This window comes from Achromobacter sp. 46006 (assembly GCF_059761975.1).
In genome coordinates, this window is record NZ_JCBANN010000059.1 from 20,566 (window position 1) to 31,740 (window position 11,175).

The window sequence follows — 11,175 nt, forward strand, 5'->3', positions numbered from 1 at the left end:
CCAACGCCGGCGGCATCGCTCAGGCCAGCACCTGGCTCAGCAGGTCGCGCAGCCAACCCAGGCCCGCGTCGCCATCGGCGCGCTCGTGCCAGATCATCTCGAACGCCAGCGGCGCGATGGCGAAGGGCACTGGCGCCACGGCCAGGCCTGGCGGCGCCGGGTCTAGCGTGCGCCGCGCCACGGTCAACACCAGGTCGGTGCCGGCCAGTGCCGCCGGCGCCGCCGTCCAATGCGGCAGGCGCAGCGCGACGCGGCGCGCCTGGCCCAGCCGCGCCAGCGCGGCATCCACTTCCGCCGCGCGCTGGTCCTGGCTGGCGGCCACCAGCACGTGCGGCCGCGCCAGATAGCCCTCGAGCGTGGACGGCACGCCCTGGCCGGCATCGGCGGCGCAGACGAACCCCTCGTGGAACAGCACGGCGCGGTGGATGTCGGCCGGGGTTTCGCCGAACACCGCCAGCGCCAGATCGAGCTGGCCGTCGGCCACGCCGGCGATCATGCCGCTGCGGCTGGCATAGCTGATCTCCAGGTCGATGCCCGGCGCTTCGCGTCGCAGGCGCCGCATCAGCGGCGGCAACGCCACGCTGGCGCCGTAGTCGGACATCGCCAGCCGGAAGGCGCGGCGGCTGGCCGCCGGCTCGAACACCGCGCCCGCCAGCAGGCGGCGCACCTGCGCCAGCACCTCGCGCAGCGGCGCTTCCAGCGCCAGCGCATGCGGCGTGGGCCGCAGGCCGCCGCGGGTGCGATGGAACAGCGGATCGCCCAGCAACAGCCGCAGGCGCGCCAGTGCGTGGCTCATGGCGGGCTGGCTCATCGGCAGCCGGGCGGCCGCGCGAGTCAGGTGGCGCTCGTGCAGCAAGGCATCCAGCACCACGAGCAGATTCAGGTCTATGGCCCGTAAATTATTCGTCGGCTGCATGTTCAAAAGACAAAAATCGAATTGGATTCAATGGATTTCGAATAAGAGAATAGCGCCAATCCTTCTTGAATCGGAGCCGCACCATGAATTCCTCGACTTTCTACGCCGTTCCCGCGGCCATCCTGGCCGGCGCGCTGGTGCCCATCCAGGCCGGCGCGAATGCCGCCCTGGGGCGGAACCTGGGCCATCCGTTGTGGGCCACGATGGCCTCGCTGGCGATCAGCGCCATCGCGGCCATGGTGGTGATGGCCGTGCTGCGGGTGCCGGCACCCAGTTTCGCCGAGATCGGCCGGCTGCCGTGGTGGGGCTGGACCGGCGGGCTGGCGGGCGTTTTCTACATCACGGCAGCGCTGATGCTGGCGCCGCGGTTGGGCGCGGGCGCCTTCCTGGCGGCGGTGATCGCCGGCCAGATGCTGGCGGCGTTGCTGCTGGACCGTTATGCGCTGGTGGGATTCAGCGCCAGCGCGCTTAATTCCGGCCGCCTGGCGGGTGCCGCACTGATTGCCGGCGGCGCACTGTTGATGCACCTGTCGAGCGCGCCGCGGGCGGCGGCGTGAGGCGCGCGGGCGGCGCGAGACGCCGGTTCAGTGGCGGGATGCGGCGCCGCGCCGGGCCATGACGCCCGACAGGCACAGCAGCGGCGCCACGATCAGCACGCCGATCAGTCCCATTGCCACCTGCGGCGCCACGCCCTGGTCCAGCAGCGCCGTGGCGATGACGGCCGAGCCGCTCATCTGGAACAGGCCATAGACCGCGGCGGCGGTGCCGGCACGCTCCGCGAAGGGTTCCAGCGCCAGGCTCAAGGCCGAGCCCAGCGCCAGCGAAAAGCCGACCGTCAGCACCGCCACCGGCAGCATGAAGATCCAGGCCGCCGGCGGCGCCCAGCGCCAGGCTGCCAGGTGCAGCAGCGCGGCCAGCAGCAGCGCGATCATGCCGACCCGCAGCATGACGTGGCGGCCGAAGCGCGTGATGAACACGGGGGCCAGGAAGAACGCCGCGATATTGATGGCGGCGTTGCCGCCGAACCAGGCGGAAAAGCCCATCTCGGTGTAGCCGAGCTGCTGCACCAGCACCACCGGCGCGGCTGACACGAACACCAGGATCATGGCCATGCCGGCCATGCCGAACACGGCGAAATACAGGAAGCGGCCGCTGGCGATGATCGGCGCGTAGCGGCGCAGGCTGTACAGCGGCGAGCTTGCCGCCGGCGCCACGGCGCGGGTTTCGCTGAAGCGCCAGCCGAGCAGGGCGGCCAGCGCCAGCGCAAACAGCGCCATGAAGGCGAATGTGCTGCGCCAGCCCGCATGCAGCGCCAGCGCGCCGCCCAGCATCGGCGCCAGGGCCGGCACCGTGCACAGCGCGCCATTCAGGTAGCTGTAGACGCGCGCGCCGACGGCGGGACTGAAGCGGTCGCGCACCGCCGCGAAGGCCACCAGCGACGCCGAGCACGCGCCCAGGCCCTGGATCACGCGGGCTAGGTAGAACATGTCGAGTGAGAGGGCGGCGGCGCCCAGCGCCGAGCCCAGCAGGTAGGCCAGCGCGCCGCCCAGCGCCACCGGCCGGCGCCCATAGCGGTCGGCCAGCGGACCGATCAGGATCTGGCCGATGCCCACCGAGAAGATGAAAAGGGTGATGCTGGCCTGCAGCGCGCGGATCGGCTGGCCGAAGGCGCCCGCCATCGCGGGCAGGGATGGCAGGTAGATGTCGATGCCCATCGGCGTCAGCGTGACCAGGCCCATCAGGAGGCCGATCAGCCAGCGTTGGCCGTGGGGCGATAATGCAGACTTCATGGGCAGGCCCGGGGCGCCTCGGGCGCCCGAAAAACCTGACATTATCCACCACCAGCGTCCGTCGCCGCCCGCGCCCGGCGGACCGGGAAAGAACGCCTCATGTCGACCAGCGCCATCCGCCCCCGTATCGTCATACTCTATTGCACACAGTGCCAATGGCTGCTGCGCGCCGGCTGGATGGCCCAGGAACTGCTGTCCACGTTCGCCACCGACCTGGGCGAAGTGGCGTTGCAGCCCGGCACTGGCGGCGTGTTCCAGATCACCTGCGATGACGTACTGGTGTGGGACCGCAAGCGCGATGGCGGCTTCCCCGATGCCAAGACGCTCAAGCAGCGGGTGCGCGACCGGCTCGATCCGGAGCGCTCGCTGGGGCACATTGACGGCCATGGCGCGCCGCCTGCCGGTTCGCCTCGGACGACATAAGGCGGGTCCGCGCAAGACAGGGAGGGCTGCGCCGCCAGCAGACGGGTCAGCGCCGGCCGCGCCTCATAGCCCCAGCTCGGAAACGGCCGGACGGCCGTCGAGCCGCGGCCACCAGGGCGCCTTGGTCGGATGGAACTGGTACAGACGCTTGCGCGCCACGTCAGAGGTCTTGACGATCTGGTCCATGTCGGTGGCGTGGATTGCCACCGGCACGACCCTCGCGTTTCGGTGCGAGAGGGTCTGCGGATACACTGCCAGCCATCAATATGCTTGCAATATCGCCCAATTAATACTAAAATGATTCCTTCGTCGCGAAATTGCGCCAGCCACGATCACACCAGCATCACCAGCCGTAATCACTTTTGGTGCTGCGCATCCCCGCGCTGCGCGCTGGCCAACGCTATACCCACGCCGACGACCCCAGGGCTACGCCCTGGCGCCCGTTCCTGATGCTTTTTTCGCATTCCGCCAGCATCCCGGGCGCGCTGGATACCCGAGTGCGCCTGCGCGGGGCAGGCCGACACCGCACACAGGAGTACGCACATGTCCCAACCGATCAGCAAGAAGACGCGCTTCGAGATTCCGCCGCTGAACTGGAAGGCGCCTGACACCCGTCCGAATCCTGAAACCTCCTCGCGTCCCGCGCCGGCCGAGCCGGTCGAGCAACGCGGCGCCAGCCACGCCCCCGCCTGACCCGCACGCCATCCAAAGAAAAACGCCGCGTCCTAGCCGACGCGGCGTTTTTCTTTTAAACGGCCGGGCGCCCCTCAATCGATGTCGCCAGACACCACCCGGTTCTTGCCTGCCAGCTTGGCGCGGTACAGCAATTCGTCCGCGCGCCTGAACAGCGCGCCGGCCGCGCCGCCATGGCCGCGATAGGCGCAGGCCACGCCGAAACTGGCCGTCAATGTGAATATGGCGCCGTTCTCGCCCGACACCCTGGCCCGGGCGAGACATGCGCGCATGCGTTCGGCCATGGCGAGCGCCTGGTCGCGCGACGCGGCATGGCAGAGCACCGCGAATTCCTCGCCGCCAACGCGGGCCACCACGTCCTGCTGGCGCCAGCTCTGGCGGCATAGGTCGGCGACCGTTTTCAAAGCCAGGTCGCCATTGGCATGGCCGTAGGTGTCGTTGATCTGCTTGAAATCGTCGATGTCGAACAGGATGAAGGCCAGGACCGCGTCCGCGTCTGGCCATTGCGCCAGGGTCTGCGCGCAGCGGCTTTCGAACGCGCGGCGGTTGAGCAGCCCGGTCAGGAAATCGGTCTCGGCCATGACCGCCAGGTCGCCGATCAGCCGGTCGCGTTCGCGTTCCACCTGGCGGCGCGCCACCGCATTGTCCTTGAGCACGCTCAGCGCGTTGAACATGCCGTCCACTTCGCCCCGGTACTTGCCCACGGGGATGGTCGCGGGCGGCGCGCCAGCGGCAATCGCGCCGATGATGCGGGTGGCCTGCACGAAAGGGCGGATGACGCGCCGACGAAATTGCCGCAGCGCCAGCATCAGCGCGGCCGCCAGCGCCGTGGCGGCGACCAGCGTCACGATCAGCAGGCGGATCGCTTCGGCGCGATGCGCGTGCAAGCGCTGTTCCATCTGGTCGAGCACCAGGTCGCGAAACCCGGTGATGGCCTGCATCAGCGGCACATAGGTCGCGGCCAGTTCGGCCGTGGTGACGGCGCTGCCTTGCGCGCGTTGTGCGGCGCTGTCGCGCAACCCATCGAGATAGCGCAGGGCCGCGCCGAAATACAGGCGCCGCATGTCGGCATAGACCGGCGAGGCGCGCAGATCGGGGCGCGACGCCAGCCGCGCTTCGAGCAGGTCGCGCAATTGGTCGATGCGTCCCAGCACCCGTTCCATGCGGAATTGGTCCGCGTCGGTCAGGCGCCGGTGCTTGGCCAGCGCGGGGGTGAAGGTCGAGCCCAACAGGCCGGCCTGCTCGCGCAGGTCGCTGGCCAGCAACGCCAACACCAGCAGATTGGGCGCGTCAGCCTCGTTGCGCATCAGCACGCCGACATTGTCGCCCATGGCCTTCTGCAATTCGGGTATCAGCGCCACCATGCCCTCGACCGCCTCGAGCACCCGATGGCCTGGCACCTGGGCGCGTGGCGTGGCGATCAGGGCGTCGGCCACCGCGCGCGCCCGCAACAGGTCGTGGCGGATGCGCTGGATATGGGTGAATGTAATGACGCCGTCGGCACTGAGTGGGGCGCGATACAGGGCCAGCAGGGCAGTTATGCGGGCGTCGCTGCGGTCCCGGGCCATCCGCAGGGCTTCGAGCAGGCGCGGCTCCACCGGATAGGGCGCACCTAGCGCGGCATTCATGGGGCCGCGTTCGGCCGAGACCATTTCCATGGCCGTGACCGTGGCACGCACCACGCGGAACGCGCGCAGCGCGTCGGCAGTGGCGAGGTAGGCGGCGCGGTTCTGGATCAACAGGATCGCGGTCAGGACCGACATCGGCAACAGCACTCCGGCCGCGAATATCAGGAAATAGCGTTCCAGCGACTTGATCGAAAATCTACTGCGCGACATACGGAGGAACCGGCCTGAAGCGATGAGTCTTTGCGCGCAGGATACTGTAAATGTGCGCGTTTCAGGCTTGGCTGGGCGGCGTCCGCGCGATTCTGGATCGCCACCCGCAACACTATTGCAAACGGATGCGGGACGTTGCGCAAGGAATTGAAATCAATACGGTTTCTTGCGCCGATCCGCCGTTCGCGGCGAGTCCGCGGGCCGTGGCGCTGAAGGCGCGCGACCGCGCTGGCAAGGCGCGGGCGGCAGGCCCGCGCGGCCTGGCTACGGTCGTTCCAGGATGCGCGGACCCGGCCCGTCGCGGCCCAGCACGTCATCGGGGTTGCGTAACGGACAGTCCCGCAGCGACAGGCAACCGCAGCCGATGCAACTGTCCAATTCATCCCGCAACCGGGTCAGCTTGCGGATGCGTTCGTCCAGGTTGGCGCGCCATTGCGATGACAGCGCTTTCCATTGCGCCGGCGTGAGCTTGTTGCCATCGCGCGGAAAGCGCGCCATGGCGGCGCGGATTTCCTCGAGCGGGATGCCGGTGCGCTGCGCCACCTTGATGATGGCGATGTAGCGCAGCACGATACCTGGGAAGCGGCGTTGGTTGCCGTCGCTGCGCGTGCTCTGGATCAGCCCCTTGGATTCGTAGAAATGGATCGTCGATACCGGCACGCCGCTGCGCCGGGCCACTTCGCCCACGGTCATGACTCGGGTGATATCGATCGGCTTGTCGACCGTCATGGCATTGACCTCGAGTTAAGTTGAGGTTTTATAGTCCGACGCGCCTGGTTTGGCAACCCTGCACGAGCCGCCGGCCCGGCCGGCATGGCGGCGTCGTCACGGGGTGCCGTGCAGCACGACCCGGTTGCGGCCCTGCTGCTTGGCGGCGTACAGCGCGGCGTCGGCGGCGTGGAACGTCTGCACCACGTCCGGTCCGGAACTGGGCCATTGCGCCACACCTGCCGACACGGTGACGCCGCCAACCGGATCGATTTCGCGCTCGGCGATGCGCTGGCGCAGCCGTTCGGCCACGATCACGGCCTCGGTCGGCGCCACCGCGGGCAGCAGGATCAGGAATTCCTCGCCGCCGTTGCGGCACAGGATATCGCCGGGACGCGAGCCGTCGCGCATCAATTGCGCCACGCTCTGGATCACCGTGTCGCCGATGGTATGGCCGAAGGTGTCGTTGACGCGCTTGAAGTGGTCGATGTCCAGCGCCACCACCGAGAACGGCGTGCCGGTGTCCTGCAGATGGTCCACCGCATCCTGGGTGCCGCGCCGGTTGCGCAGGCCGGTCAGGGGATCGGTGATGCTGGCCAGGTTGAGCTTGCCGATCTTTTCCTGCAGGCTGGTGAAGCTCCAGATCACCGCGCGCTTGAGGCGCTCGGCCTCGAAGTACCAGGCGCGGACGGATTTGACGCGTTGCATCGCCACCGCCACGTCATGGTGTTCGACGTTGGTGGCCAGTTGCGACAGCGGCAGCGAGATCTGCCGTGCGCACCACCAGATCGCCAACAGGGACACCACGGCCAGCGGTGCGGCGTAGCCGAGCAAGGCCCAAAGCAGGTCTTCGATGGGGTCCAGTGTCGCCGCGGTCGGCCGCTGGGCCACCACGCCCCAGCCGCTGGCGGGCACGGGCGCATAGCCGGCCAGCATGTCCACCCCTCGTGAGTTGACCAGGCGCTGTGCGCCAGCCTGGCCCGCGACCACCGCATCGATCACCGGATTGCCGGTCACCACTTCACCGATCCGCTGCGGGTCGGTGTGATAGATCAGCCGGCCGTCCCTATCCACGACATACAGATAGGACCCATCGGTGTAGGGATGCCGGCCCAGCAGATCTGCCAGTGGACTCTCGTTGCGCAGGTACAGGTTGCCGGCGATGTAGCCCAGAAACCGTCCCTCGGCCGAGAATATCGGGTAAGACAGATTGATTAGCAAGTTGCCCGCCATCGACATATAGGGCCTGCTGATGGCGGGGTGGCGTGACTGCAGCGCGGCGCGGCCGCCGGCACTGTCGACGCGGGTGCCGAGCAAACTGCGGAAATCCTGCGTGGTGGCCAGGATTACCCCGTCGGCCGCAACGATCCCGACCGAGTTGAAGCTGTCGCTCTGTTCCTTTACGCGCGATACCTCGGCCGCCAGACGCTCCGGGGAGTCCATTTGCCCGGCGATGTAGCGTGCGCTGTAGCCCAACTGGCGCTGGGCCGCCTTGAGGAAACCGCCGGCGCTTTCGGCCAGCTTGGCGGCATAGACCCGGTTCGATTCCAGGGTGTTGGCGATGAGTTGTTCGCGTTGCAGCCGGTAGCTGGCATACAGGGCATTGGCGGTGGCAGCAACAGCGCTGAATACCGTGAGCGCAAGCACCAGGCCGCGTAGATTGATTCGCAGGAAAGACACGACAGGCTTGGACCTCGGGCACGCGCCGCGCGCCTCGCGCCGGCAGCCGATATTGTATTCAAGTGCGCGTCGGAGCCGAAACGGGGCGTGCCCTGCGGCGGCCCCGGGCGGATTGACCAGCGCACAGGGGCGGCTCAGACGTCCGGCGGTGTCTCGTCGCTGTTCTCCAGCAATCGCGCCGCGCGCGACTGCGTGGCGGCGCCGGCGCGGTGATAGCCCATCACGGTAGCCACGCTGGCATGTCCCGTCATGGCCATGGTTTCCGCCAGTGGCACGTTCTGGCGCCCGGCCTCGGTGACGAAGCCCGACCGCAGGCTGTGTGCCGAAAACGGTTCCGCCAGCCCGGCCAGCCGGCTGCGCTTGACCACGATGTCGCGCACCGCGGCGGCGGCCAGCGGTTCGCCGATCACGCCGCCGCGCCGCACCCGGCGGAACAGCGGGCCCTCGCTGATGCCGGCCGCCGCCAGCCAGGCGTCGAGCGCGGCCGCGGCGGCGCCGACGATAGGCTTGATGTTGTCGGCGTGAGCCGCGCCGCCCTGGTTGGTCTTGGAATGCGCCAGCGCATAGAGATAGCCTTGGGGCGTGCGCAGCGTATTGGCCGTGGTGGCGCGCACCACCTCCGAGCGCCGCCGCCCGCCGCTGGCCCAGGCGAACAGCAGCAGGGCGCGGTCGCGCAAGCCTTCGAGCGAGTCGTCGCAGGTGTCCAGAAGCGCCTGCAATGGCGCGCGGGTCAGCGCCGGCTTTTTCGCGGGCAGCTCGCCGCGCCGGGCATAGGCGCGCCGGGCGCGCGACAGCAGCGTTGCCACCTGCTCGTGGCGGCAGGGGTTGATCAGTTCCTGCAGGGCGTGCGCCTTGGACAGCACCGCTATCCGGTGCAGCACGGTATTCAAGGACAGCGGCCCGGGCCGCGCCTTGACGCCCTGGGCCACCAATTGTTGGTCGATCGGCGCCGGCAGGCCGTGATGCAGGCCATCGGCGCCCTGGACCCGCAGATGGTCGACCACGAATTGCATCACCGCGGGCGCCGCGACCGGCAGCGTCAGCGGCTGGCCGAAACGCAGGGCATACCAGGCCGCCCAGTAGCGCATGGCGGTGCGGTAGGCGGCTTCGGTATTGGCCGAACTGCCTTCGCGCAACAGGGCGCGCACCGCGGCCTCGGTCGCCGCGTCCAGGGACGACGGGTCCAGCGGCGCGACCGGCCGCGCCTGCACGGCGGGCAGCGCGGCAGAGGAGGGCGGGGCGGAATGACGCATGCGAAGGCCGGGCAAAAACCGCATTGTGCCCGATCCCGCCCGCGGCACGCCGGCCGCCGCGTAACGGTTTGCCGGGGTCTCACCCCGGGCGCGCTCAAGCCGATGCGCCCGCCGGCTTGGACAGGCGTGCCACCGTCGCCGCCAGGTCGTCCGGATGCACCATCAAGGACCGCGCCAACTGACGCGTGGCGGCCAGATTCAGCACCGGCCGCCAACGGGCATCGTGCCGCAACGCCTGCCAGAGCGGCGCCAGATCGTCCGGGTCCACCGGCCGGCCTTCGCTCAAGGCGGCGGCATAGGCCAGGCAGGCAGGCGCGGACAGCAACTGCGTCCGGCTGGCCGCGTGCAGCCCGGCATGCGGGGCATCGGCTGGCGCGTCGCTGCAGTACAGCACCCGCTCGGCCAGCGCCGCTTCCGTGACCGGCAATGCCGCCAGCGACGCCCCCCGCACCTGGACCCTGCCTTGCTGGGTGGAGAATGCGTATGCTCGATCCGGCCGCGCGCTCGCCAGCAGGCGCAGCCCGCGCAGCAAACGCGGCTGGTCGGTGGTGGCCGCCTCGACCGAGGCCTTGGCTTCGATCACCAGGCAGATATCCCAAAGCGCCGCCGGATCGGCGGGCGTCGACATGGCGCCTGCCTGCGCGTGGGCCGCCGTCGCCTGCGCCGGGTTGACGCGCCTGAGCAGCACCGCGTCCCATTCGGTCTTGGCCCGGTCCGCCTCGGCAGCCAGGCCGGCTGGCACGCGTAGCGAAGTCACGACACGATAGCGCGGGGCATCGCCCGCCGTGGCGGCTGCCTCCAATCGGTCCAGGTAAGCCGCGACGGCCTCCAGCGCGCGCGCCGCCAAGGTTTCCACCATGACGCCGCGTTGCCGGGCGAGCCGGGCCTGGGCGCTGGCCTCGTCGCTGCCGGCGCGCGGGCCGAGTTGGGCGCGCAGCGATCGATAGCGGCATACCTGCGGATCGCGTGCCAGTGTTTCGATCCGGCACAGTCGGGCCAAGGCCGGATCGGCGTCCAGGGCGCGCAAGGCTGAAGCCAGGTCGTCAATGATGGCCACCTCTGCCAGCAGCGGCAGGTTGCGCGCCAGTTCGGCCACCCGCCACCAGTCCGCCGCCCTGGCCGCCGCATGCAATTGCGCGAGCTGGGTGCTCGCATCGCCAGGCGCCAGGCGCGCGGGCTTGCCGGGATGCGCCCATGCGTCAACCACGGCCTGGACTCTACGCCGGTCGGCCGCCGCCCCGCCATCGAGCGTCAGGTATTCGCGCACCACGGGAAGGCGATAGGCCAGCACCGCGGCCTGGAACGCCGGGTCTGCGTCCCGCGGGCTCAGGGCTTCGCGGATGAGCCCGTCGAGCGAGGCGACGAAGGCATCGCGCAGCGGCGGGTCCGGCTCCTGGCCAGCCGCCAGCATGGCTTGCAGGCGGCCGATGACTTGCGCCAATGACGCCGCGTGGCCAGCGGCCACGTCGGCGGCGGCGCCTGCCAGGCGATAGCGGCGCGGCACGGCGTCCAGCAGGGCGTGAAGCGGACAAGGAGAGGGCATGGGCGACCTGATACGGGACTCGGCGCCCCAACGGCGAAACCGGCGATCCCGCCACCTTAGGGCAGGATTATGGCACCGCCGGCGTGAACATGCGGGCCTCGGGCCAGGCCTTGTTCCTCTCCAAAGACTGCAAATGCGGCGGCGGCGATGGGCGCCTGGCCAAGCGCACGCCGCCGGCCATCGGGAAATCCACGACAGCAACATTTCGCCATGATTGCCGCCCAGCTTCTACAATCGGCAACGCTTTCATGACCTTGGCGCCGGGTGTCCCGGCGCGCTGTCAGCCGCACATCCTCCAATGCGGCCTGCGGCGGATCTATCCGCCGCAGGC

General features: G+C 69.4%; 12 protein-coding genes. 4 read left to right on the plus strand and 8 right to left on the minus strand.

All coding sequences use genetic code 11. The annotated features are described in order from the left end of the window. Window positions 1-19: 19 nt before the first annotated feature. Window positions 20-916 carry a LysR family transcriptional regulator gene (locus AC6LKG_RS21740; RefSeq protein WP_498168040.1) on the minus strand — a complete coding sequence of 299 codons (897 nt, stop codon included), beginning with the start codon at window positions 914-916 and terminating at the stop codon, window positions 20-22. A gap of 83 nt (window positions 917-999) precedes the next feature. Between AC6LKG_RS21740 and AC6LKG_RS21745 the strand changes: the two genes are divergently transcribed. Next, on the plus strand, window positions 1,000-1,473 hold the full coding sequence (locus AC6LKG_RS21745) for a DMT family transporter (protein WP_498168042.1): 474 nt from the start codon (window positions 1,000-1,002) through the stop codon (window positions 1,471-1,473). A gap of 27 nt (window positions 1,474-1,500) precedes the next feature. Here the strand turns inward: AC6LKG_RS21745 and AC6LKG_RS21750 are convergent, their stop codons facing one another. Beyond that, a complete protein-coding gene (locus tag AC6LKG_RS21750; protein WP_498168045.1) occupies window positions 1,501-2,706 on the minus strand; it encodes a multidrug effflux MFS transporter in 1,206 nt (401 codons plus the stop codon). A 99-nt stretch (window positions 2,707-2,805) separates the two neighbouring features. Between AC6LKG_RS21750 and AC6LKG_RS21755 the strand changes: the two genes are divergently transcribed. Continuing rightward, window positions 2,806-3,129, plus strand: coding sequence for an Rdx family protein (locus AC6LKG_RS21755; RefSeq protein ID WP_498168047.1), 324 nt, complete (start codon window positions 2,806-2,808; stop codon window positions 3,127-3,129). A gap of 63 nt (window positions 3,130-3,192) precedes the next feature. Here AC6LKG_RS21755 and AC6LKG_RS21760 read toward each other — a convergent pair whose 3' ends face one another. Next, on the minus strand, window positions 3,193-3,342 hold the full coding sequence (locus AC6LKG_RS21760) for a hypothetical protein (protein WP_498168049.1): 150 nt from the start codon (window positions 3,340-3,342) through the stop codon (window positions 3,193-3,195). Between the two features lie 330 nt (window positions 3,343-3,672). On the opposite strand from AC6LKG_RS21760, the gene AC6LKG_RS21765 reads away from it, so the two are divergent. Next, on the plus strand, window positions 3,673-3,822 hold the full coding sequence (locus tag AC6LKG_RS21765; RefSeq protein WP_498168051.1) for a hypothetical protein: 150 nt from the start codon (window positions 3,673-3,675) through the stop codon (window positions 3,820-3,822). A 74-nt stretch (window positions 3,823-3,896) separates the two neighbouring features. On the opposite strand, the gene AC6LKG_RS21770 is transcribed toward AC6LKG_RS21765, so the two are convergent. From AC6LKG_RS21770 to AC6LKG_RS21790, 5 genes are all read right to left on the minus strand, one after another. Beyond that, window positions 3,897-5,660, minus strand: coding sequence for a GGDEF domain-containing protein (locus AC6LKG_RS21770; RefSeq protein ID WP_498168053.1), 1,764 nt, complete (start codon window positions 5,658-5,660; stop codon window positions 3,897-3,899). Window positions 5,661-5,924: 264 nt separating this feature from the next. Further along, entirely contained in the window at window positions 5,925-6,389 is a 465-nt protein-coding gene (gene soxR, locus AC6LKG_RS21775) for a redox-sensitive transcriptional activator SoxR (RefSeq protein WP_498168054.1), read from the minus strand. Window positions 6,390-6,485: 96 nt separating this feature from the next. Beyond that, window positions 6,486-8,048 (minus strand): sensor domain-containing diguanylate cyclase, encoded by a 1,563-nt coding sequence (locus tag AC6LKG_RS21780; RefSeq protein WP_498168056.1) that lies wholly within the window; start codon window positions 8,046-8,048, stop codon window positions 6,486-6,488. Between the two features lie 134 nt (window positions 8,049-8,182). Beyond that, window positions 8,183-9,187 (minus strand): site-specific integrase, encoded by a 1,005-nt coding sequence (locus AC6LKG_RS21785; RefSeq protein ID WP_498168064.1) that lies wholly within the window; start codon window positions 9,185-9,187, stop codon window positions 8,183-8,185. Window positions 9,188-9,395: 208 nt separating this feature from the next. Then, complete coding sequence (locus AC6LKG_RS21790) at window positions 9,396-10,844, minus strand: 3-deoxy-D-arabino-heptulosonate 7-phosphate synthase (protein ID WP_498168058.1); 1,449 nt, start codon at window positions 10,842-10,844, stop codon at window positions 9,396-9,398. An 89-nt stretch (window positions 10,845-10,933) separates the two neighbouring features. Here AC6LKG_RS21790 and AC6LKG_RS21795 point away from each other — a divergent pair. Continuing rightward, window positions 10,934-11,175 (plus strand): hypothetical protein (locus AC6LKG_RS21795; protein WP_498168061.1); only part of this gene is annotated, 242 nt, incomplete at its 3' end.